Here is a 25,536-nt window from a genome sequence, read left to right as displayed (position 1 = left end):
TTTATCAACAGAAAGAGTAATCAAGAGACAAACGGAGACCACTGTTTCACCGCTTATCATGAAATCTATATCCAATCCCCAACATTAAATTGTTGGGGTCTTTAAACTTACTCAACTGATATCCCACATGCAGAAATAAATGGCGGGTGACATAAGTTTTAAGAGCCAAAATTTGATAGAAACCTTCCGTATCATCGCCACTATATATCATATTTCGTCCGATACCGGCATTGATGGAGAAAATAGGCATCACCAGTTCTGCCCGAAGAGACAACCCCACCGCAAATTGTTCGCGGAATGGAGGACGATGAAACTTTATATCGTCCCCATAAGTTCCTACTAGCTTATAGTCCTTAATATTAGCACTCTCGTCAAATTGCGCATCCACAGAAAGTCCTGCCCGGAAATAGTTATTGAAATTATACATCGGGGCAAAATTGAGACCTACAATACCGAACGAACCGGGAACCAAAGTGGGGATACCTTCTTTAACGAATCCTCTTTTGCGAGTGGCACCGTATACCAACAAGTCATAGCTGACGTGTGGCTTTATGTAAAGACGTTTGGGAGCAATTGCTCCGGACGCCTTATCTTCGGCATTAAAGGTACGTACAATGCCGACTCTCCCTCCGATAGTATTGAGACCTCCATTGGGATAACGCGTATTTCCATTGGAGAAATGAGTGAAGTCTACCCCTGCTGCTAGTTTCCACTGTGGATAAAACTGCCAGTTCAAGACAAAGCCCAAATTGATATACGCATTGATTTTAGAACCGATAGCGTCATTGTACCAATTGCTATGTTCATCATATTGTTTCCAACCGAAAGAAGCACCGAAATTCCACTCATAATCCAACGACAAACTGGATGAAAGTCGTACAATAGGCGCCCCTTGAAAAGCATATACCGCCACTGGATTTCCCAGTTCAGCGGAATTATAAAATGTATTATGCGAAACACCGATGCCCTGATAAGCATGAGGATACAACCTCCCCAAATAAGAATCTTTGCTGAACTGGAAAGCATACTTCAAGTGCAGGGAAAGTGACCGATCAATTTTCTGCCGTTGTGCATTATCGCCTTCGAGGAAACTGTTTGTCGGAGCTACATAGCCCGGACGAACGTCAAAACCGATCTGATGGATGAGGGCATGGTTGGTGCTGTCATTCGCTTGTCGGACAGGTTTCACTACTGTCTGAGCATCCAATTTGCAGCCGACTGCTGAGAGCAGCAGCAAGCAGATTATATACAGAGACCGTCTGGTATTCATATTTCTACTCATTTGATATTCTCTTGTTTAACGTAGTTATCCGTAGGTATGGTGCTTTGAAACATACCAGTTATGACTCGTTGCTTCTTGGTCTTAGGATGAATGGCATAAAGGGTATATTCCGTTTCAAACCATTCATACTCTTGCATTAAGGTGATGTGCTGCGTGGTATTAGCCGGGATAAAAATATCTCTATATATATCGGGAAAAGGAAATTCTTGCTCCATAGAAGTATATTGCGCCTGTACCCCGTTCATCACCAAAGACCCATTCTCTATGCTTGGTATCTCTACTGTCAGATTACCATCTCCCAGTAGTTGGAAAGCCTCGGACGTATCGCTTCTGAACGTTACTTTATGGCGAATCCCTTGTACTATCAAGTGCAATGGAGAGGGAGTATTCTCAAAATTAGATCGTACAATATTCACTTCTTCCTCTATTTTTCTTTCACTATAATACGCATTTAAAGAATAAGAAATATGGTCGAACACATATTTGTCCGACGGAGTAATTTGAACATATATTTCTTGTGATTCATACTCATTGCTCACTACAAGCATGAATCTAAAGTAGTCGTTGCGGACGTTTTCGCCCACTGTTATCTTTAGCTCTTTGGGGTTACTGCGTTGAATAATGAAATCGGTCAGCTTTTCATTGCATACAATCTTACCTAATCCTTTCAGGTAGGCATCCTGGTTTCTCATTATCAGATTGTCGTCGGCATCATAAACTTCATATTGATGGGTAAAGTCACTATCGTAAGTATACATCCAAACCAAATCCCAATTGGAGGATGCAAAACGAATAGTTACCTCATCACCATTCCCGTCCAAAGTAAATTCGGTATCGGAAGTCCGGAAGTCGTCGACGAATACATCATCGTTACAACTATAAAGTCCTAATAGAATAAGAATATATGCTGTTAAGTTTACGATTGTTTTCATGTCGGTCGTTATCTAGTTATTTTGTTGACGACAAAAGTAATACATATTTTTAGAAGAGAGTTATTATCTACCCTGTTTTAGTTGCCACATAAAGGAAAATAAACTATTTTTGCTCTCAACATTAAAGAAGGAGCAATTATGGATGCAGTAATAAAGAAAATACCTTATGGGATGACGGACTTCGAGAGAATAATTCTTGAAAACTATTACTATGTAGACAAAACACAATATATCGCCAAAGTAGAAAAAGTGACCTCCTTCTTTTTCTTTGTTCGCCCTCGCCGTTTCGGAAAAAGTCTTTTCCTAAACATGCTCGGTTTATACTACGACATCAACCAAAAAGATAAATTCGAAAAAATCTTTGGTAATCTTTATATAGGCAAGCATCCTACGCCTGATCGCAACAAATATCTGGTGCTTACACTCAATTTCAGTAGTGTAGCCGCCAATATGGATCGTTTGGAAGAAACATTCAACACCTATTGCAAAATCGTAATGGATGGATTTGCAGAACGAAACGCTCATCTGTTAGGGAAAGAAGCCGTTGAAAAGCTACATGAATTAAAAACAGGAGATGCCTTATTGGGATCACTGTGCCAAAGCGCCCAAAACAAGGGACAAAAGATATATCTTATCCTTGATGAGTACGATAACTTTGCCAACAATATTCTGGTAGATTATGGTAATGAACGTTATCGCAGCATCACTCATGGCAGCGGATTCTTCCGTAGTTTCCTTAAAGTGGTAAAAGACTATTCAAGTTCAGTGATCGAGCGCATCTTCCTTACAGGCGTAAGCCCAGTAACAATAGACGACCTTACCAGCGGATTCAACATTGCGGATAATTATAGCAGTAACTCCGCATTCAACAACATGATAGGTTTCAACGAATACGAAGTACGCGCCTTGATAGATTACTACAAGAGTTGCATAGAACTTCCCCATTCTACGGACGAACTGATAGATATCATGAAACCATGGTACGATAATTATTGCTTCTCCATAGACTCACTGGACGAACCGCCTATGTACAACTCAGACATGGTGCTTTACTTCATGAATCGCTACCTACTGAATAAACGTATTCCCAACAACATGCTCGATGCTAATATCCGCACCGACTACAACAAGCTGCGCCACCTCATCCACGTAGACAAAACTTTTGGTGAGAATGCGAGCGTCGTACAAGAAATTGTTGAGAAAGGCTCTACTACCGGAATTATCATCGATAGTTTTCCAGCCGAGGACATCGTTAAAACAAGGAACTTTAAAAGCCTACTCTACTATTACGGCATGCTAACCATCAGCGGAATGGAAATGGGTGAGCCCATACTGAGCGTCCCCAACTGGGCAGTGCGCGAACAACTTTACGGTTACATGGCAGACATCTACAAAGATTCCGCCGACCTATATCTGGAGACAGATAAGCTGGTGGACCGAATGAAACGAATGGCATACAAAGGAGAATGGGAAAATTGCTTCACATACATTGCCGACCGCTTGAATGCCCAAAGCAGTGTTCGCGACTTCATAGAAGGTGAAGCTTATGTAAAAACCTTTATTTTGGCTTACCTCGGATTGACACATTATTATATTGCCCGTCCCGAATATGAAAGCAACAAAGGATATGCGGATATCTTTCTGCAACCTCGCCTGCTGCAACTTCCCGACATGGTATACAGCTACTGTATCGAAGTGAAATATGCAAAACGGGATGCTTCTGACACCGAGATAGAAAAATTGCTGTCCAATGCCAAAATACAACTGAAACAGTATGCAGCAAGCGAATGGATTCATCAAGACAAAGGGACTACAGAATTAAAGAGTATCGCATTAGTATTCCAAGGCTGGAAACTGGTGAGAGTGGAAGAAGTATAAACTGCTAATCAAACAATTCTTTCAGCACATCCAGCGACTTTAATGCAGGAAAATCCGGCAGATGCAAACGATAATAATCATTCATAATCGTCAGGCAGCGAGTGCGTTCCGCACGGCTCATGCCAAATAGATGCATCGTCTCATAATTCATGCGCATCAGCTGGCGAAGACGTCCAGCCTCTTCGGGATTAATATAAGAAGAATGCAACTGTGGACGAGTAGAAGTGAAACAGGCATTCAGCAAATCAAAGTAATCACCGGTGTGATAATCTTCCAGATTCGGATACAACCCCAAAAAACGGGAAAGACGCATCAGAAAAACCAGATGGAAATTGGCAAACCCTTCGCGACATTCGTCCAGCCAAATGACAGAATGCTGCAAATAAGCGAACAACGGACGGTTTTCAGCCTCTTCACGGATAGCACGATACAGAAACTCTGCCAGAAAAAGTGCCATTGAAGACTTGTACGGGTCATAAGGAATGGAGGTAAAAGGATAAAAAGACTTCGCCTCTTTTACCCGATAGAGAGTAGCATTCGGACGGAAATCCGCCTCAAACTCAATGAAAGACAAAGGCTGGAAGAGCACTGACTTGACTGCCGCCTTCCGCGAACGGGGTACAGGAACGAGAAAAGAAGTCCGCCCGGATAACTCCGTGTACATATCTACAATGATAGAAGTATCATTATATTTAAGCGTATGTAGAACTATTCCTTTCGTCTTTTGCAGCATAATGCACTCCTCTTTTTATCATTCCGGAACAAAACTACAAAAAAATGTTTGGCAATCGGGAGCTTTTTAGAGGCGTTAACAACAAAAAAGATTGCTATTTTTGTTATACTCCCTGAAGAACAAGTAAATATAGACAAGAGTATGAAAAGAAAAAGTAATAAAAACAGCTTTACCGGATGCGCAAAAGCATACATCCGGAATCTACAAGAAGAGGGTCGTTACTCGACGGCACATGTATACAAAAATGCAATTCTGATTTATACATGAAGCAGAAGGTGCAAATAATACACCTGGCTATATCTATAAACACTTTACTTTTCTCATAATTCACAACTATACTCCTTAACCTTTATATATAATAAGGTGTAAATATAGCACATTATTCATAGTCTTATAGACGAAGATATTTTTTTCGAAAAATCGCAATCTCATATTTTATTGAAAATCAAGCACTATAGAGTCACCATACAGAAAAAAAGAGAAAAAACTACATATTTTTTTCATGAATTGTTTGTCAGTTTCAAAAAAGTTCCTACCTTTGCATCCGCAATCGAGAAACAAACACTGATTCGAGAGAGCAAAAAGCAGAAATGCAACAACAGGATGGCCCGTTCGTCTATCGGTTAGGACGCAAGATTTTCATTCTTGAAAGGGGGGTTCGATTCCCCCACGGGCTACAAGTAAAAAGAATAAAGAACTAAAAAAATAGATTAGTCGAAATGGCAAATCACAAATCATCACTGAAGAGAATCAGACAAGAAGAGACAAGAAGACTTCATAACAGATATTATGGTAAGACCATGAGAAATGCTGTTAGAAAACTTCGTGCAACTACTGACAAAAAAGAAGCTGTTGCAATGTATCCTGGCATCACCAAGATGTTGGACAAGTTAGCTAAAACAAATGTTATTCACAAAAACAAAGCTAACAATCTGAAATCTAAGCTGGCTCTTTACATCAACAAGCTCGCTTAATAATAGAAAAATAACAATTCTATATAGCATTTAGGCTGAACTTTTAAGTTCGGCCTTTTGTGTTTATAAACCATTGAATATCAGATTACTTTCCCATTCACTAATTCCGCTTTTATTCTGCATTTTTCGCCTCCGAAACTTCGCCAACTCGACAATTTTCACTATATTTGCTCTGTTATTATAACTTAGAAAGGCAATTATGAGCGAAGAACAAATCACTCCCAATAACGGGTCTTATTCTGCGGATAGCATCCAGGTATTGGAAGGTCTTGAAGCAGTGAGAAAACGCCCTGCGATGTACATCGGTGACATCAGCATAAAGGGACTTCACCACTTGGTATACGAAATCGTTGATAACTCCATTGACGAGGCACTGGCCGGGTATTGCGACCACATCGAAGTGACAATCAACGAAGATAATTCAATCACCGTACAGGACAACGGACGTGGTATTCCGGTCGACTATCATGAAAAAGAAAAGAAGTCGGCACTGGAAGTAGCGATGACCGTTCTGCACGCCGGAGGTAAGTTCGACAAAGGGTCGTATAAAGTTTCCGGAGGTTTGCACGGTGTAGGTATGTCTTGCGTAAATGCACTGTCAACACACATGACTACACAGGTATTCCGCAATGGTAAAATCTATCAGCAGGAATATGAAATTGGTAAGCCGCTTTATTCTGTGAAAGAAGTGGGTGTATCGGATATTACAGGAACCCGCCAACAATTCTGGCCGGATGATACAATCTTTACCGAAACGGTGTATGATTATAAAATACTGGCTTCACGTCTGCGTGAGCTGGCATACCTGAATGCAGGTCTCCGCATTTCACTGACCGACCGTCGGGTAGTGAATGAAGAAGACGGTAGCTTCAAGAGTGAAGTATTCTATTCCGAAGAAGGGCTGAGAGAGTTTGTACGCTTCATCGAGTCTTCACGTGAACACTTGATCAACGACGTTATCTATCTGAACTCTGAGAAGCAGGGAATACCTATTGAAATAGCCATTATGTACAATACAGGATTCTCCGAAAATGTACATTCCTATGTCAATAATATCAATACAATCGAAGGAGGTACGCATCTTGCCGGTTTCCGCCGTGCACTGACCCGTACGCTGAAGAAATACGCCGAAGACAGCAAGATGCTGGAAAAGGTGAAAGTTGAAATATCGGGAGACGACTTCCGCGAAGGTCTGACTGCCGTTATTTCCGTTAAAGTTGCCGAACCACAGTTCGAAGGACAGACCAAAACAAAGTTGGGTAACAACGAAGTAATGGGTGCCGTAGACCAGGCTGTCGGTGAAGTTTTGGCTTACTACCTGGAAGAACATCCAAAGGAGGCAAAAACGATTGTAGACAAGGTAATCCTTGCTGCCACAGCACGCCACGCAGCAAGAAAAGCCCGTGAAATGGTACAACGCAAGTCTCCGATGTCCGGAGGCGGTCTGCCGGGTAAACTGGCCGACTGTTCGGATAAAGACCCCTCAAAATGCGAATTGTTCCTCGTCGAGGGAGACTCGGCAGGTGGTACTGCCAAGCAAGGACGTAACCGTATGTTCCAGGCCATCCTTCCGCTACGCGGTAAGATTCTGAACGTCGAAAAAGCGATGTATCACAAAGCACTGGAAAGCGATGAAATCCGCAATATATATACGGCACTGGGTGTCACTATCGGAACAGAAGACGACAGCAAAGAGGCTAACATCGAAAAGCTGCGCTATCACAAGATTATCATCATGACCGATGCCGACGTCGATGGTTCTCACATCGACACACTGATCATGACATTCTTCTTCCGTTATATGCCGCAGATTATTCAGAACGGTTATCTATACATCGCTACTCCCCCGCTCTACCTCTGCAAAAAGGGTAAAGTAGAAGAGTATTGCTGGACAGACGCGCAACGCCAGAAGTTTATCGATACCTATGGCGGCGGTCTGGAAAATGCGGTTCATACACAGCGCTACAAAGGTTTGGGTGAAATGAACGCCCAGCAGTTGTGGGAAACAACAATGGACCCCGACAACCGTATGCTGAAGCAAGTAAACATCGATAATGCCGCCGAAGCCGATTACATCTTCTCCATGCTAATGGGTGAAGACGTAGGTCCGCGCCGCGAGTTTATCGAAGAGAATGCAACATATGCGAATATCGATACATAATTTTAATATTACGTTTTTATAAACCAACCTCACATCTTACAACGAAGAAGCGTCGGCAAGCGAAGGAAAATCCTCCGTGTCGGCGCTTTTCTATGTCTTAATAAAACCTAACAGTTAAATCTTTTTCCGGTCAAAATCACTATCTTGCCGAAAATGAAGGAGGACACTTATGAAAACGACTACCCCAAATCCTGTATTTGCCAAGATCAGGCTCTATCTCAGAATTCTGGCATCCTGTGTGATTGTCACTTGCCTGTTCCTGATTATTATCCATCCGGAGGCATGGATTACTCCGGCTTGCATTATCGTAGCTATGATCTGCCTATTATTTCTTCTGATACGATCCAAACACAAAGAGTCGAGGAAATGAAAGAAATATCAGATCATATCATGCGCCTTTAATTCCTTCACTGCGACTTCCAGTTCCTGGTACCACTTCTCGCCGAATTTACGGATCAGAGGTTCTTTCAAGAATTGGTAGACAGCCACATTTTCTTTTTTCCCCAGCAACACAGCCGCCTTACACACATCCCAACGATGATAGTTCACCGCCTTATAAGGTCCGTAATCTCCAATCCGGATGGGATAGAGATGGCATGATACCGGTTTGTAAAAGTCCGTCTTGCCATCCCGATAAGCCTTTTCGATGGCACAGTAACAACATCCTTTCTCGTCATAGCAAGTAAAGACGCAATCCTTATTATTAACAATAGAAGTCACCAGATCACCTTCCTGATCCGTGTATACCACTCCTTGCTTCTCAATGACAGCACGTGCTTCCGGCGACAGCTCTTCCCATATTATCGGCAGAACCTCTTCCAGCTTTTCCACTTCATCCAACTCTACAGGCGCCCCTGCATCCCCTTCAATGCAACATTCGCCCTTACAGGCGTCCAAATTACAAAGGAACTTTTCCCGAAGGACATCGAAGCTCACTACTACATCTTCTATCTGAATCATAATTTCATTCTTATGTTAAGCCCACAAAAGTACGAAAAAGTAGTAAAAGAGATTTTAAATTACTGCATTTGTATGTAGTAAACACTAAAAAATCATCTATGAGAGCACTATTCTGGATATTATTAATTGTCTCTTCGAACTGCTGGGAGCAAACTTGGAAAGAATTTAACCCTACATTGGGTAAAACAATCGACCTAAGTAGAGAAGGAGAAAAAGCATTCATCAAAGGACTTGAAAATGATGAACTCATTGATGGAAAAGACAATTACTAAAAAAACTAGAGACATTATGAATGTTAGTCAAACTAATGGATGACGGACTTTACAGAGTTTTTTGCTTTCTCTTTTATCCATTCTACTTTAGAAGATGGTACTTTCACCTTTTTCTTCAAAATAATTTCTGCAATTTGAATTGTTTTCTTTTCTTCCCCCTTCAACTGATACAACTTCATTAATTCATACAATGGGACAAATCGAGCCGGGCACATCAAAGAAGCTAACTTCAAATGCTTTTCAGCGTTATCATATTGAGTCGTATTTATACAATTATCAGCCATCAGCAATTGTAAATTATAATCAGCCCAAAGTTCACTACATTGCTCTGCCATCTCTTGACTTTGATTGTAATATTTTCCATAATTAAGTTCAGCAGCATAATTATAGAGAAACAAATAATTGTCTCCTAATTTAGGCAACAACTCATTATAACGAGCAAAAGTCATATCTGTTTGCTTTATTAATGAAAATTTAGCCGTGCGGTTCCATGCTGTGGTATAGAGTATATGTCGGGTTATATAAATGAAAGTCGCCAATGACAAACCGATTATCAACAGACACATACTTCTCCGAAGCCATTGAGGATATTTAGCTATATATCCGGCGTGAAAAATAATAACATATATACTGTATATCATCATCACCCATACAAAAGGATAAGATAGCGGATAAGAAAAGCAAGCAAAAACAGCAATGCCTATCAAGCAAACGGTTGCAATATTAGTTTCGAGACAAGAATTACGTCGATAACATTTCCACAAAAAATAAACAAAAGTAAGAAAAAGAAGAAAACCTATTAGACCATAATTTACAACCAACAATATATATTCATTAAATGGATGTTTAACATCACCTGCTAACATCGCATATTTACTATCAGTATCTCGCGCAAAATATTCAGCCTGATAATTCATATAATTAGCCAAAAAGCCTCCACTTCCATATCCTGTAACCGGGTTGTCTTTTATCATTAGCGCGGAACATTTCCAAATGAGCAGACGACCGTCTGCCGAGTCTTTTTTAAAGAAATACAGCAAAGTTACAAATACCGGAAATAGTAATAAAAGTAACAACAAATATTTCTTTCGAGAACCTATTTCTGTTTTCTGTAAAAAACAAACAATACACATTACCGCAATACTTAATATCCCTGTTCGTGAACCGGACAATACAACAACTATTATAACACATAGCCCGGCAAGAATAACACTCCCCCTTATTAGTTTTGAACAATAATGCATATAAATATAAAACACTGCAGGAAATCCAGCACAAAGGGAAGCGGCATATCCGGCAGGATTATCGAAACTGCCACTAAGACCTAAATAAGAATGAAATGGAATAATATGAGTATATTGCAATATCCCATGCATCGCTAAAACAACATCAGATAGAAGAACAATGATATAGAAAGATGGCAGTAACTTATTCAGACTCCATGAAAAAGAGGACATACTAAAAGTACTGTTTGCTATTAGAAATAGTAATAAAAGGATAATGGAAGCATACCATTTATCCCCTATAGTAATAATCGGACTCTCTATCTGCAAGAATAGAGAATTGGCACATAAAAGAAATGCCAGTATATAGAGAACCTTATATCTCATACCAATCTTAGGCAGCAGTCTCCTTCCAGTCATTTTGTTAAAGTATTATCATCACATTTTATTTTCAACTTTAAATTTATTATTTCATTTTATCTCAAATTCTCTTGTTTCGTACACCATTTCTCCTTCCTCTGTCAAGCCCTCAATTACCACTTTATATGTGGTAGCCTTATCTGCTGAATAAAATAAAAAATCACATTCTCCTGATGAATCTGTTTGTAAGCTAGGATTCCAATAAAGTGTAGAACGAAAATCCGGTATCAACGCATTATCCTTATTGCCTTTATCATATTTGGGAGAATAGAAAGCTACTGGTTCTTGGTATCCTCCAGAGGGATAAACATCCGTTTGAATATCATCAAGCTTGCCATAGCCCTTAAATCGTTGTTCAATAGAACATAAATGTAATAAAGGATCCAATATTACGCCTGGATAAAGTACTAATTCAAGAATGGCAACAGAAGTATGCTGCTCATATTCCCATAAATACAAATAAGGCTTTAGGATTTTTTTTCTATCAATACTATTTAAAGAAATAACTTGAATATCACTCAATGACAAATAATTAAGAATTCCAGCATTGGAATGCATGTTACCATTTATCATTAACACAAGAGGCATATCTTTATAAAAACATGCCCAAGCATTCATTATCTTCACAGAAGCTTTACAAGATCCTTTCATTGTTGAGGTATAATATGGATATTTGAATTTAACTCCCATATAGTCAACCAATTCCCACATATTCTTAAATTTAAACTTTGCTATCTCCCTTAAGGTCAATCTCTTATTCAGTAATTTGGATTTAACCGTCACCTGATTTAATAAATAATCACTCATACCAACCGGATACACCATATCCCGCTGAATTCCACCGGATATTTCTGACAGAAACGGCTGTGGCACTGTTTTGTCTGACAGAATATACAGTTGGTCCTTATCGAGAATTATTTCTGCCTTATTACGCCCATAATTTTCACCTTTCCGTATGAACCGCTTGCCTATCATCCCAATAGGAACGCCTTCCGCAAACTCAACACTATCCACTCGAAACGCTCCATCTTGACCAAGTTTTATTACCCTATTAAGACCGAACTCCAAATTCCTCACGTACACATCATAACAGCTTTTACCTTCTCCTTTCTCATTTTTCAGCCTTCCTGATAAGGAGGTAAACTTCTCCGGCTCCATTACAGGTCTTTCAAAGTTTCCTTTTATAATCTCCGGCAATCGGTATCTCTTCCATCCGTGTATCATAAGAAGCAAGTCCAGTGCCTTTTCAGCCTCGGGATTATCCGTTTGCAAATAAAAAGACGGAGTTTCAATTCTCCCCTTCAATTCGGATGAAAGCAGCAAAGTAGACAAAATAGAATGTGTGGTATCCGCAACTGCCATGGACTTGTCTGTGATTGCAACAGAAAGGTTACCCTTTACAGGATTGCCATTCATATCCGTAAGCAACAGGCTCGTGCGAACCGGTGTTCTTTTTCCATAACTGTTTTTATCATTCTCCATTTTACACACAATGGTCTTCCGGTAAGGAATAAAACCCAGCCTTTCACTTAATACATTATAATTCTTATCCAACAACAGACATTGAACGATTCCGGACGGATACTGATCTTTTGCAATAGTGATTATGTCGCCTTTATCGGACAGTAACCATCGCGCACAAATCATTTTTCCACGTACATGCGCCAGCAATAGAAGTTTCTCGTGAGGTGAATGTAAAGCGGAATTTATGGATATCTGTATATCTTTTTTTCGACTCTGCACAACGATTCCGTATGCTGATTCCTGCACTTGTGGCAGTTCAAAGATTTTTCTTATACCCTGTTTATTAAGCACTTGCACGCTATACTTTTTTCCACTTTTGGGAGTAAAGGTAAATGCACCCATTCCGGCATACAGAGTTTTACTCTCTGCCATCACATTCCCCTGTTCATCTATCAATTGTAAGGTGGCATCTATGCTATTGCCACTAACATCCAGCACTTTATAAGCAGTCCGACAAGGCGTATCTGCCAACAAGTGTCCCCCCTCCGGGTAAAAAGTGACATCATAATCCTCCATCCCCGTACTGATAGCGGCATATTGTCGAAAAGTATTGTTTCGGACATCGGTCATATCCAGCCGCACACATGCGTCGGGAGTTACTTTTTTATTGCGAATGCTCAGCTCTATTTTTTTTTCTTTATCCAGTTTGACAGAGACTGCTTTTCCCTTATCGCAAACAGCTTTCACTTTTTTCAACGGGATTTGCTCCTGCCTGTTATTCCAAAGTTGAAGTTGCAATTCTGTATTTTCTTCATGTGATGATGTTTTGCTGCAAGCTTTCAAGTGCGTAGTCTCCCAATTACTTGCCATCGCGATGCAGACTTCCCTTTTAAATACCAGCTGATTCTTTTCCGAAAGCATATAGCGGGTATAAGCAAGAAGAGCATACTTTCCACCTGGCAGACCTTCGGGGAGGGAGATATATCCATGAAATTGATTCATATCATCCGGTCTAACTTTTGCCCTACCCACTGTTTCATTCTCCGGATTGACCAGTTCGACATATACATATCGGCTTAGCCGAATAGGAATATGAGAAGACGCATTGACCATGTAGGCTTTGAACCACAAAGTGTCTCCGGGAAGGTAGCACGAACGGTCGATGTGAATATGCAATTTTTCCTTGGGATAGATACGAAACTGTTCTGTCATACAATGGGCAATAGTATCGAATGATACTATTGTCTGTGCAGACAGGGAGTGGACGGTCAATGAAATCAGGGCAAAGCAGCAGATTTTCTTATATTTATTTATTAAATCCTTCATAATAATCAGTTTAACCAACGACCAAAACAATCATTCCATTAAATATACCAAACAATGAATAGGATACTTGAAATTAAACCTCCTAATTCTTTATTCGATACAATGTAAATAAAGAGAATTTTAAAACTTCAAATTGAATATAATCTCTTAAGTTCCTTCATTAAAGAAGTTATAATACAAGTCATATTACCAAAAAGTCTCATGCCAACTAAGACTAGCATTCCACTCTTGTGCTACAGGTAGCCATGTAAGCATTAGCGTATAATCATAATTTTCATCAACCGAATAAATCTGCCAGCCCGAATATCTAGAAACAGTTATATTTATACTAAAATAAAGACTACCTTTACTATAGCCTGTATTAGGATTGATATCTGGAAAACCACATATATACTCAGGGTCTCTAGTAGTAAAAGTGCAATTCACATTATCGGATTTCCAATATCCTGCAATATCTTGCCAGCATTCAATCTCAATGTCTCGAACTGTATAAGTTGCCCAATGTGTAAAATCGAACTCTTCCTTGTAAACAGTTCTTGTTCTTGAAAAATTCTTTTTTTCAGAATTACATTTAACTTTCACTACCAAATGACCATCTGGCTTCAGCTCTATATTTTCTGAAGGTATTTGAATCGAACCGGAGCGTTCCCTATTTTTATACGCTGCTAAAAAAAGAGATGCCTCCTTTTCAGTCATTGGAGGATTAACTGGTTTACTACTAAGTTTTTCCACTTTAAACCCCGCTTCTCTAAACATTTCTGCTACTCTATCTTCTTCACTTAATTCCGTATTATCTTCTTCGAAATTAGAAATACAACCCTGCATAAAAAGGCAGGGTATCAAAGCAGTTAAGAGTACTAATAACAATTTATGTTTCATCTTTATGATTTTTAGAATAAGTTATGAGCTAATTTAATTTTACATACCGAATCAAGTATCTGCATCTCATACAAATCTTAGACAGTAGCCCACCGTCTATCTTGCAAAAGCATAATCTTTACATTTAAATTTATTGTTTCATTTTATTACCAACTCTCTTATTTCGTACACTATTTCTCCTTCCTCTGTCATACCTTCAATCAACACTTTATATGTGGTAATCCTGTCTGCGGAATAGAAAGAAAAATTACATTTCCCTGATAAATCTGTTTGTAAGTTAGGATTCCAATAGAGTGTAGAGCGAAAATCCGGTATCAACACATCATTATTATTACCTTTTTCATATTTAGGAGAATAAAATGCTATCGGTTCTTGATATCCTCCAAAGGGATAAACATCCGTTTGAATATCAAGTTTGCCATAACCCTTTATACGTTTATCAATGCCATTAACATATTCTAAAGATTCAACATCAACATCAGAATGAAGTTTTAATTCAAGAATGGCCACTGAGGTATGGTGTTCATAGCTCTGTGCATAGCTGTATAATCCCAAAAACTTTTCTCTACCAATACTATATAAATGAATCGCGCAAAGATCACTCAAAGATAAATAGTTAAAAATCCCAGGATCCAGAAGTGGGATATAGCCGTTTACAATTAATGCAAGTGGCATATCTTTATAAAGACACTTCCAACTACCCCACAATGTGACACCAATATGACAACGTCCTTGCATTAATGAATCAATGAATGGATAACTAAATTTAATACCTAAATATTCAGCCAATTCCCACACATTCTTTAATTTAAGTTTTGCAATCTCCCTTGAATTTAAACTCTTATTTAGTGCATCCGACTTAACTGTCACCTGTTTTAAGAAATAATTACTCATACCAGCCGGATATATTATATCCCGCCGGATACCACTGGACATTTCCGAAAGAACAGGTTGTGGAACTGTTCTGTCGGAAATATTATATGTCTGTTCCTTATCCAGAATTATTTCTGTTTTACTACGCCCGTAAGTTTCTCCTTTCCGTATAAATCGCTGGCCGATCATTCCGATGGGAGTACCTTCCGCAAATTCAAGACTATCGAGCCGGAATGCACCATCCGGACCGGGGGTTATCGTCTTATTCAGTCCGAATTCCAGATTTCTCACGTAAACTTCATAACGGCTTTTACCATCACCTATCTTATCTTTTAGCCTTCCGGATAAGGAAGTAAATCGCTCCGGCTCCATTGCTGGTTTCTCAAAGTTACCTTTTATGATCTCCGGCAGTCGGTATCTTTTCCATCCGTGTATCATAAGAAGCAAGTCCAATGCCTTTTCAGCCTCAGGATTATCCGTTTGCAGATAAAAAGACGGAGTTTCAATTCTCCCCTTCAGTTCGGATGAAAGCAGCAAAGTAGACAAAATAGAATGTGTGGTATCCGCAACAGACATGGACTCGTCTGTGATTGAGACAGAAAGGTTACCCTTTACAGGATTGCCGTTTACATCAACAAGCGACAGATTCGTGTGAATCAGTTCCCTTTTCCCATAGCTATCCTTGTCATTTCTCACTTTACACATTATAGCCTTTCGATAAGGAATAAAACCCAGCCTTTCGCTTAGCACATTATAATTCTTATCCAACAGCAGACATTGAACGATTCCGGACGGATATTGATCTTTTGCAATAGTGATTATGTCGCCTTTATCAGACAGTAACCATTGCGCACAAATCATTTTTCCACGTACATGCGCCAGCAATAGAAGTTCCTCGTGAGGCGAGTGTAAAGCGGAATTTATGGATATCTGCATATCTTCTTGATGGTCTTTTATGACAATTCCATAAGCAGATGATTGCACCGGAGGAAGTTCAAAGACTTTCTTTACCCCTTGTTTGTTGGATGTTTGTACGATATACCTTTTTCCACTTTCCGGAGTAAAGGTAAATACTCCCATTCCGGAGTGCAGCGTTTCACTTGTTGCCATTACATTTCCCTGTTCATCCATTAATTGCAAGGTAGCTGCTATACTATTACCACTAACATCAAGCACTTTATAAGCTGTTCTACAAGGGGTACCCTCCAACAAGTAGCCTCCCTCAGGATAGAACGTGACATCATAATCTTCTGTTCCTGTACTTATCGCAGCATACTGTCTGAAAACGTTGTTCCGGATATCCGTCATATCGATTCGCATACAAGCCTCGGACGTCACTTTTTCATTTTGAATACGCAACTCTATCTTTCCTTCGTCATACAGTTTTGCAGAAACCGGCTTCCCCTTGTTACAAACGGCTTTCACTCTTTTCAAGGGTATCTGTTTCTGGCTATTGTCCCAAAGCTGGAGTTGCGCACCTGTAATTTCACCATGAGGTGACAAGATATTCGCTTTCAAGTGGGCAGTCTCCCAATTGCTTGCCAGGGCGATGCAGACGTCCCTTTTAAAGACAGGCTGATTCTCTTCAAAAAGCATATAGCGGGTATAAGCTAGCAGGGAATAGTTCCCACCGGCCAGATTCTCGGGGATAGGGATGTATCCATGAAACTGATTCATTTCATCCGGTCTGATTTTTACCCTGTCTATTGTTTCATTCTCCGGATTGACCAATTCAACATATACATATCGGCTCAGCCGAATAGGAATATGAGAAGACGCATTGACCATGTAGGCTTTGAACCACAAAGTGTCTCCGGGAAGGTAGCACGAACGATCGATATGAACGTGCAATTTTTCCTTGGGATAGACACGAAGCTGTTCTGTCATGCAATGGGCAATAGTATCGAATGATACTTTTTCCTGTGCCGGAAGCGAGTTGACAACTAATAAAATCAAAATGAGGTTACAAATTATCTTATACATATTCTTTATATCTTAAAATCTTACCATTTTACGTTCTTTTTCCTTTTTGTCCCATTCTTCCTTTTTCTTCAGTATTTCCGGTTTCCCATTCACAACATCCTCTCTGGCAAATAGATGCTTGCGGGAATTATCCAATGAAATCCATTGCTCAGCCACAGCCAAACGCAATTCATAATCTGCCAACTCACTTACTACTTGTACACTATCCTTCTTCCTTATAAAATCATAGCTCTTTAATTCATCCCAATATCTTTGAGCCCGTTCATTCGCTCTCTTTTGAGAAACAAACTTAAAATAATCTTCCAATTGCTGATGAGCAACAACATTTATCAAACATTTTCCTTCCAATTTACTCCGTTCAAATTTAGTTTCTCCGTTTTTGGGTACGTCTTCATACATAGCTTTGTACTCTGCCTGCTTAATTCGATAATATTCAGCCAGTAACTGTTCAATTTGCTGTTCTGATAACTTCGTCACTTCCCGTTTACAAATAATATCCAACAGTTTATTATGAGAAAACGATTCAATAGTTTCCAACTTAAGTAGTAGTAATGGCTTATGTGCATTGAGTCGATCACGCTCTTTATCGTATCCTTTATTATCTCCCCTACTGCTCATATATTCTAATATTCCGCTTTTTTCTCTTTCAAACTCATACAATTGTTTTATAATAGCTAAACTATCGCAAGTCTTAGAACATAATTGGTGCACCTGTATCTGCTTCCATTGCTGCGCAGCTATTTTCTTAGCTTGTTGCGTTTTTCTAATTATAAAAAAAGCCTTATATTGCGTTTCTGAAAGAATCTCAGCCAAATATTGTTTTTCCATACTATCATATTTGTAATCTTGAACTCCAAATCGTTTCTCTATTTCTTCACTATGATGTAAGAGTTGCTCAATTTGAACATGAGACAAGTTCAATTCCTGTCTATATTTAACCACCGTACGTAGATCTGAAATATATGGCAGTTGGGGACCGTTATTCTTTTGATAGAACATATAATCATTCCCTTCTAACGGAGTCAATAAACTCGCTATTGTATTTATTGACGGACAATACCGTCGGGCAATCTCATCTAATGATTTTCCTTTTTTCAATTCCATTTCCGCCAAACTATCGTTTTCTTGGAAGAAGGTCCTTAAATTCATGATACTTTCATCAGAAAGTGATATTTTACTGCTGATAGCATAAATTTGCATAGCAATACTTATAGAATTCTGAGATATGACAACAGACTGCTCTTTGCTTTGACAACCAGATAACAACACTATTACAATAAATGTGCTTATTAATTTCATTTTTCTTCTTTATTATATTACAAATTACCACCAATATCGTGTCCCATCCGGCATAATAATGAAAGGACGCTCTTTTCGTTCAGAATACTCCGGCACAAGAAGCATTAGTACATTTTGCGGTACCTGATTGAATTGCAGACAATCGGCATCCATTGTTGCAACTTGTGTTCCCAATGAAATCCATGCATTATCCCAATAAAAAAGTTCATATTTCTTATCCGGGCGAAAACGCAGATAGCGGTCCTGTTCTTCAATTTCAACAGTCATAGTATGCAATAAATCCGGAACTAAATACAATTGATGGTTATAACCATTTACTATAGGATAACCTATCGGTATAAGTTGATGCTCCTTATATATCATAGGAAGAATAACCACGCCACGAGGCATATTATGAAATGTAACTGAATTTTCCATTCGTTCACCCCACCACTCAGCATTCCATCTACCCATACTAAACATGCAGGCATATATAATGTGAGTAGTATCATTAAACAAAGGAATGGTCACATCAGATGTTTCCCAATATTCATGGGTTACATCAATATAGTTTGTTTTTTGTAAAAATCCTGTAGGAATACATTCTTCCTTTTCTTTAGATGCTAAGGTGCCAGGTTGGCTGGAATAAGTATAACGAATTACTTTAGACGGTTCCCGATCAAGTGGATGATCTACAACAGCGTGTGTGGTAACATCCAACTTCACCGGTTTCATCTTCGTATCAAAAACGGTGTTCGAGAAATGTGCTCCGGCAGAGGTTGCCCATAATGGCACAGATATGTAAGCAGCCGGAATACCTTGCGAACGAAAAATAAATGTTTCCAAAGCTGCTATATCCTCACAAGCTCCTTTCTTACGAAACAACAATTGCTGCGCACTTAGACGGGAGAGAGGCTCATTTCTCGTTTCACTTCCATAAGTGAATGTAAACCAATCTTTGTAATCGATAGCAGCATAATCAAGCACATTCTCTAATGGCTTATTCTGAAGGCTGTCTGTCAACCAGTGATATCTCTTACAATATTCTTTTCGCCATTCCGTTACAGGCTCTACCGTAACCCGGTAAGGTAATATATATTCGCAGAAATCGTTAAAAGGTATGTCTTTATATTCAGATAGCCGCCAAGTATCAACCGCATGATTTACATTATTAATAAGATATTTACCGGTTAAACCATTTACATCGTAAATGATAGTATCTTGAAAATCCAAGGAACCATATTTTTTCCTCATTGAATCGATTGCCTTTACGGCTGTTTCCAAATTAGCATAATCGAACTCCGAAAAATCCACTCTTTTCCCATCACACGTTTTCCAATAGTAAGTTTCACTATAATGGATATCCATATGCGCCACCAAAAACTCTATGGCTTTTATCTTTATACTGTCTCCCTGTTTATAAAAATAATCCAATGCCTTTTCAAGTTCCTTACGGTTATTCCCAGCTTTCGCTAATACAGTTTCTACACTAAATGGATATTTTGTTTGTTGTGTGTCACATCCGGTATAGAAAAAAAACAGACTTACTATAAATAGGTAGATGTTTTTCATCGTAAAAAAAATATATTTGCACAAAGGAAACTGTTTTTACCTTCAGAAGAGTACTAGAATCAACCAAAAGAGTTCGAATTTCATTCAATCACATTTTTCATGAAAGAGAAAGGAAAAATAGGATAATATAAATCAGATAAACTACAAATTTCACTGCACAATGACTGCAGTTATAACTTTCTTACGAAATCAAGCTGTTTGTGAAATTAAAGAAACAAAATAAGGGGGCACTTTGCGAAGTGCCCCCTTTCATTATTACAGTATCAAGTAAATTACTTAATCAAAATCTGACCGTTCATATCAGCCGGAGCTTCCAGACCCATGATTTTCAGGATAGTCGGAGCCACATCAGCCAGGCGACCGTCTTCTACTTTCGCAGCTTTGTTTTCTGTTACGTACACACAAGGAACCGGGTTCAGAGAGTGAGCCGTATTCGGAGTGCCGTCTTCGTTCAAGGCATGATCAGCGTTACCGTGGTCGGCGATGATGATAGCTTCGTAACCTTGTGCTTTAGCAGCTTCGATTACATCTTTCACGCAAGCGTCTACAGCCACAACAGCCTTCTCGATTGCTTCGTAGATACCGGTATGACCAACCATGTCACCGTTAGCGAAGTTCACCACGATGAAATCATATTTGTTTTCGTTGATGGCATCTACCAGTTTATCCTTCACTTCGTAGGCACTCATTTCCGGTTTCAGGTCGTAAGTGGCTACTTTCGGAGATGGAACAAGGATACGGTCTTCGTTGTCGAACGGAGTTTCACGACCGCCGTTGAAGAAGAAAGTAACGTGAGCATATTTCTCTGTTTCAGCGATATGGAGCTGGTTCAGTCCTTTGGAAGCGATGTATTCGCCCAGTGTGTTGGCAACATTTTCCTTGTCGAACAGGATGTGAACACCTTTGAAGGATGCATCATACGGAGTCATGCAGTAATATTGCAATCCCGGAATCGTATGCATACCTGCTTCCGGCATATCTTGCTGAGTCAGTACGACAGTCAGTTCTTTGGCGCGGTCGTTACGGTAGTTGAAGAAGATAACGACATCACCTTCTTTGATGGTTCCGTCGCAGTTGGCGTTTACAATCGGCTTGATGAATTCGTCCGTTACACCTTCATCGTAAGATTCCTGCATAGCCTGAACCATATCGGTAGCTTTCTTACCCTGGCCGTTTACCAGCAGGTCATAGGCTTCCTTCACACGTTCCCAACGTTTGTCACGGTCCATAGCATAATAACGACCGATGATAGAAGCGATCTTGCCTGCCGATTTCTCGCAGTGTGCAGAAAGTTCTTCGATAAATCCCTTGCCGCTCTTCGGGTCAGTGTCACGACCGTCCATGAAGCAGTGGATGAATGTATTGTCGATGCCGTATTCTTTGGAGATGTCGCAAAGTTTGAAAAGATGAACCATTGAGCTGTGTACGCCACCGTTGGAAGTCAGTCCCATGAAATGAACGCTCTTTCCGTTTTCTTTCGCGTAAGAGAAAGCAGAAACGATTTCGGGGTTCTGCAGGATGCTGTTGTCAGCACATGCGCGGTTGATTTTCACCAAATCCTGATAAACCACACGTCCGGCACCAATGTTGAGGTGACCTACTTCCGAGTTACCCATCTGTCCGTCGGGCAAACCTACGTTCTCACCACTTGCCTGAAGTTGGGAATGAGGATAATTGTTCATCAGATAATCCCAGTAAGGAGTGGGAGTGTTGAAGATTACGTCGTCTTTCTTTTGGTCGCCTAGTCCCCAACCATCGAGGATCATTAAAAGGGCTTTCTTACTCATAATATTTCAATATTTAAATTATCACTCTGATTTTCGGGTGCAAAGGTACAAAAAAGATGATTACGTAAACGTTTAATCTATGTTAAGTTAAAGGGGAAAAAGAGAGGGAGCGATGGATATTTTTCTTTCTTTGTATAGGGAACTACTAAACGCATTTATTCAAAATTTAATATTATGAAAACGATTCTACTCTGCATGATGCTCATGCTGTCGGGTATGCTCACAGCACAAACCGTCGACAATCCGCCATTCAAAGCCCGTTCGGGAAGTATTGGCAACATCACCCGTATAGAACGCACGCCCGATGGCACGCGTGTTTATATTCACGCCATCTTCCGTCCGCACTGGTGGATAAAGGAAGAAGGAGACAGTTATCTGGAAGATGCAGCCACCGGCAAGAAATACCAGTTCAAGAGTGCGGAAGGCATTGAGCTCAATAAGGAAGTGTATATGCCCGATTCGGGCGAGATGGACTATGTGCTCGTTTTCGAAGCTCTGCCGGAAGAGACGCAGGTCATCCATCTCCTCAGTCCGAGCGATACGGAAGGAAATACGTATGACATATCTTTAGTACCGTCCTCCGGCAAAAACGTTTCGCCGTTGGCGGCAATCAAGGGAAACTGGTTCAAGGCAGATGATTTAAACACCTGGGAATACGGTATCTACGATTCTGTTACGATTATGGACAACCGGATATTTACCAACGAAAACATCCGTAAGAAAGGGAAACGGGTGGAAATCACCGTCAAGGACAAGCAGAATGGAAACATACGTACCCTGCTGGTCACCCCGCAGAAAGACGGAAGCTGCCAGATACAAGTGAACGGAGAAAAGAATCAGCTGTATACCCGGCAAAGGGGAGCTACAAAGACAATCGCTGCCGACACAGGTTTCCAGCAGTTCTTCCACACAGACACCACCTGTCTGCAAGGGTACATCGACGGCTATGACCGCCGGCTGGGATTTGACACCGGTCTCATCTATCTATCCAACCATATCACCCGCCAGGACTACCCGACTGTGATTCAGATAGACGAAGACGGCAGCTTCCTGTGCAAGTTTGTCATCAAACATCCTGTGGAACAGTCGGTCACGCTTGACAACAACTGGATTCCATTCTATATCGAGCCCGGACAGACGCTTACCATGTATATCGACTGGGAAGCATTGCTGGCCCGCAGCCGTGCACGCGACTATTATTTCCCGATCAAGAATACAGCCTACATGGGCCCGTCGGCTTCCCTCTCCTATCTGCTGAAGGAATTCAAGGCGCTGATCCCCTACCGTTACGATGATTTATCCAACGCACGCAACAAACTGACTCCCAGCCAATATCAGGAGCACATGAAGCCGATTGTCGCCCGATGGGAGCATACAGCCGATTCACTTATTCAGATTTGCCGCCCATCGGCAAAGGCTGCCCGTCTGATCAAGAATAAGGCAGACCTGCAGGCAGGAGGCTTATTCTTCGATTTTCTGATGAGCAGAGATTATTATGCGAAGCAGGATACAGCCAACCAAGCCTTGAAAGTGAAAGAAGAAGATTCTTATTACGACTTCTTGAAAAAGATGCCGCTGAATGATGAAACAGTGCTTGCCGATGCCAATGCAAGCTCTTTTATCAACCGGTTTGAATATATGGACGCCTTCAGAACAGCCTATAATTATCATGCACCGAAAGCAAAGGATACCATCCCTTACACGTATCCGGAAGAATCGCTTCTCGCTTTCCTTAAAGAGAAAGGAGTAAAACTGAATGCAGAACAGGAGGCAATCAGACTGAAACAGGAGAAACTGGCAGGAACAACCGTCAGAATCCCCTTAAAAGAACTTCAAGAAGAGAATGACAAGGTGAAAGGCTTATACGAAAAAGAAGAAAAACTGGTCCTGGAGTACATCGACAAGCAGTATAAAAACAAGCAGTCAGAGCAAGACATGGACAGAAACTTTATCTCGATGGAACAAAAAACCGGTCATAAGAAAGACAGCATTCTTGCCCGGCTATATGATGTGCCCGATCCTTTGCTTTGGCAAATAGCCAAAGTCCGCAACCTGGGTTTCAGCCTGCAGAATATCAAGACACGTTCCATTGCCCGTGAGTATGTGGACAGCATCAAGCAAAAGCTCACTCACCCACAATTGGCAGAAGAGGCCGAATATCTGTTCGCCAAAACGCATCCGAAGGAAAAAGTCAATTCCTATCAACTTCCGGAAGGCAAAGCCACCGACGTTTTCCGCAACATTATTAAGAATCATCCGGGCAAAGTCTTGTTCGTTGACTTCTGGGCAACGACCTGCGGACCTTGTCGCGCAGGAATAGAAGCGACGGCAGACCTGCGCAAAAAATACAAAGATCATCCGGAGTTCGAGTTCATCTATATCACCGGACAGAAAGACTCACCAGCCGGTGCATATAAGCAATACGTGGAAAAGAATCTGAAAGGAGAAGCCAGCTATTATGTCACCGACTCAGAGTTCAATTATCTGCGCCAACTTTTCCGCTTCAACGGCATTCCGCACTATGAACTTGTGCTAAAAGATGGCAGTATCTCCAAGGAAAAACTGGGGACGCATAGAATCAGAAAGTATTTGGAGGAGCACTTCCCCGTTTCCGAGTCTGCCGGACAGGGAGAGAATGATCAGTAATCCCGACTGAGTCTGGTTGTGACACTTTGACAAGAATGCACATTAAGGATAAGATCAAAGGTCAGTAGCCACTTTCCCAATTGAAAACCGGAGTGGTAGGCATACTTTATAATTGAATAACAATAATTTATGTATTTACCTACCACCTCCCCCTACGGGTACTCCTCCTTCCCGAAGGAGGAGATTTAAGATACTATTGACTTTTTAGTCAGCCCAATTTCAGTTACTATTGACTTTTGCCTTCCTCTTCGACAAATTCAGCATGACAGATACTCTCTAGAAATAAAATGCTTTTCTATTGTCACTTATCACCTTTTGGAGATAACAAGCTGATAATGAATACACTTCTGATGATAATAGCTGGTGACAATAGGGTGATAATAAGGTGATAATAGCCGTAAATCATGCTTTTTATTGTCACTTCACCCCTATTTCATGACTTATTACCTGTCATTTCCTCCCCATCTTATTACCTATTACCTGTTACTTATCACCTGTTACCTATTACCTGTTACTTATTACCTATTACTTATTACTTATTACACCTATCACGCCTCATCCGAGTCTTGACCTTATACCACAAATACGATAAGCTACCAATGCTTTTAGCTCATCATGCCTTTATACTTCCATTAAGCTACCGGCATCTTTACCTGTTCACGGCCGTGACAAGACCTGATCACATCCGTGAGCAGCGTTTACCACGACCGTGAGCAACTCTTACCACGGCCGTGAACAACTAACAATGTCGGCACCTTATCCCAACTTTCCTTGTACTTCCCTAATAATGGTTGACTTGTTTATCTCTAATAGCTGCTATGTGTTGACTAGAAATATTACTAACCCTGGCAGCTGTTTACTTTATTATTTATTATTCCTGCCTCCGGTTTACT

The 25,536-nt window shown here is 40.4% G+C and carries 17 protein-coding genes, 1 tRNA gene and 1 pseudogene; 8 read left to right on the top strand and 11 right to left on the bottom strand.

Translation table 11 applies throughout. From position 1 onward, the window contains the following. Positions 1-46 precede the first annotated feature (46 nt). Both NBH01_RS15845 and NBH01_RS15840 read right to left on the bottom strand, forming a co-directional pair. Positions 47-1,282 (bottom strand): acyloxyacyl hydrolase, encoded by a 1,236-nt coding sequence (locus NBH01_RS15845; RefSeq protein WP_250700189.1) that lies wholly within the window; start codon positions 1,280-1,282, stop codon positions 47-49. Continuing rightward, entirely contained in the window at positions 1,279-2,214 is a 936-nt protein-coding gene (locus NBH01_RS15840; protein ID WP_008767627.1) for a hypothetical protein, read from the bottom strand. The genes NBH01_RS15845 and NBH01_RS15840 overlap by 4 nt, the downstream gene beginning before the upstream one ends. A 138-nt stretch (positions 2,215-2,352) precedes the next feature. On the opposite strand from NBH01_RS15840, the gene NBH01_RS15835 reads away from it, so the two are divergent. Further along, positions 2,353-4,092 (top strand): PD-(D/E)XK nuclease domain-containing ATP-binding protein, encoded by a 1,740-nt coding sequence (locus NBH01_RS15835; protein WP_225694198.1) that lies wholly within the window; start codon positions 2,353-2,355, stop codon positions 4,090-4,092. Between the two features lie 4 nt (positions 4,093-4,096). Here the strand turns inward: NBH01_RS15835 and recO are convergent, their stop codons facing one another. Further along, complete coding sequence (gene recO, locus NBH01_RS15830; RefSeq protein ID WP_008767625.1) at positions 4,097-4,825, bottom strand: DNA repair protein RecO; 729 nt, start codon at positions 4,823-4,825, stop codon at positions 4,097-4,099. Positions 4,826-4,966: 141 nt separating this feature from the next. Here recO and NBH01_RS15825 point away from each other — a divergent pair. The 5 genes and pseudogenes from NBH01_RS15825 to NBH01_RS15805 all read left to right on the top strand — a co-directional run. After that, positions 4,967-5,089: pseudogene (locus NBH01_RS15825) on the top strand (integrase); the annotation flags it as partial. Positions 5,090-5,430: 341 nt separating this feature from the next. Continuing rightward, a tRNA-Glu gene (locus NBH01_RS15820) sits at positions 5,431-5,502 on the top strand. Positions 5,503-5,544: 42 nt separating this feature from the next. Continuing rightward, positions 5,545-5,799, top strand: coding sequence for a 30S ribosomal protein S20 (gene rpsT / locus NBH01_RS15815; RefSeq protein ID WP_008767624.1), 255 nt, complete (start codon positions 5,545-5,547; stop codon positions 5,797-5,799). A gap of 199 nt (positions 5,800-5,998) precedes the next feature. Next, entirely contained in the window at positions 5,999-7,960 is a 1,962-nt protein-coding gene (gene gyrB / locus NBH01_RS15810; protein WP_008763685.1) for a DNA topoisomerase (ATP-hydrolyzing) subunit B, read from the top strand. Positions 7,961-8,129: 169 nt separating this feature from the next. Beyond that, positions 8,130-8,330: a hypothetical protein gene (locus tag NBH01_RS15805; RefSeq protein ID WP_162303099.1), complete on the top strand. Its 201-nt coding sequence runs from the start codon at positions 8,130-8,132 to the stop codon at positions 8,328-8,330. Between the two features lie 8 nt (positions 8,331-8,338). Here the strand turns inward: NBH01_RS15805 and NBH01_RS15800 are convergent, their stop codons facing one another. Continuing rightward, on the bottom strand, positions 8,339-8,920 hold the full coding sequence (locus NBH01_RS15800; RefSeq protein WP_008763683.1) for a DUF3109 family protein: 582 nt from the start codon (positions 8,918-8,920) through the stop codon (positions 8,339-8,341). Between the two features lie 98 nt (positions 8,921-9,018). On the opposite strand from NBH01_RS15800, the gene NBH01_RS15795 reads away from it, so the two are divergent. Then, the gene (locus tag NBH01_RS15795) at positions 9,019-9,192 is read left to right on the top strand and encodes a hypothetical protein (protein WP_008767623.1); all 174 of its coding nucleotides are present in this window, start codon (positions 9,019-9,021) and stop codon (positions 9,190-9,192) included. A gap of 32 nt (positions 9,193-9,224) precedes the next feature. On the opposite strand, the gene NBH01_RS15790 is transcribed toward NBH01_RS15795, so the two are convergent. The 7 genes from NBH01_RS15790 to gpmI form a co-directional block, all read right to left on the bottom strand. Continuing rightward, positions 9,225-10,835, bottom strand: coding sequence for an O-antigen ligase family protein (locus NBH01_RS15790; protein WP_225678918.1), 1,611 nt, complete (start codon positions 10,833-10,835; stop codon positions 9,225-9,227). Between the two features lie 51 nt (positions 10,836-10,886). Beyond that, positions 10,887-13,625: a hypothetical protein gene (locus tag NBH01_RS15785; protein WP_250700188.1), complete on the bottom strand. Its 2,739-nt coding sequence runs from the start codon at positions 13,623-13,625 to the stop codon at positions 10,887-10,889. A 186-nt stretch (positions 13,626-13,811) separates the two neighbouring features. Continuing rightward, positions 13,812-14,504, bottom strand: coding sequence for a hypothetical protein (locus tag NBH01_RS15780; RefSeq protein ID WP_008767620.1), 693 nt, complete (start codon positions 14,502-14,504; stop codon positions 13,812-13,814). 138 nt (positions 14,505-14,642) lie between these two features. Next, positions 14,643-17,360: an MG2 domain-containing protein gene (locus NBH01_RS15775; protein WP_225678916.1), complete on the bottom strand. Its 2,718-nt coding sequence runs from the start codon at positions 17,358-17,360 to the stop codon at positions 14,643-14,645. A 12-nt stretch (positions 17,361-17,372) separates the two neighbouring features. After that, positions 17,373-18,659, bottom strand: coding sequence for a hypothetical protein (locus tag NBH01_RS15770; protein WP_225678915.1), 1,287 nt, complete (start codon positions 18,657-18,659; stop codon positions 17,373-17,375). Between the two features lie 24 nt (positions 18,660-18,683). Further along, on the bottom strand, positions 18,684-20,210 hold the full coding sequence (locus NBH01_RS15765; protein WP_074857758.1) for a transglutaminase-like domain-containing protein: 1,527 nt from the start codon (positions 20,208-20,210) through the stop codon (positions 18,684-18,686). Positions 20,211-20,482: 272 nt separating this feature from the next. After that, complete coding sequence (gene gpmI, locus NBH01_RS15760) at positions 20,483-21,997, bottom strand: 2,3-bisphosphoglycerate-independent phosphoglycerate mutase (RefSeq protein WP_048696489.1); 1,515 nt, start codon at positions 21,995-21,997, stop codon at positions 20,483-20,485. A 174-nt stretch (positions 21,998-22,171) separates the two neighbouring features. Between gpmI and NBH01_RS15755 the strand changes: the two genes are divergently transcribed. Further along, positions 22,172-24,643 carry a TlpA family protein disulfide reductase gene (locus NBH01_RS15755; RefSeq protein ID WP_250700187.1) on the top strand — a complete coding sequence of 824 codons (2,472 nt, stop codon included), beginning with the start codon at positions 22,172-22,174 and terminating at the stop codon, positions 24,641-24,643. Positions 24,644-25,536: the final 893 nt, after the last annotated feature.

This window comes from Bacteroides sp. B1-V-101, assembly GCF_023656585.1.
GTDB lineage: Bacteria > Bacteroidota > Bacteroidia > Bacteroidales > Bacteroidaceae > Bacteroides > Bacteroides thetaiotaomicron.
This window is presented reverse-complemented; position numbering and strand designations above follow the sequence as displayed.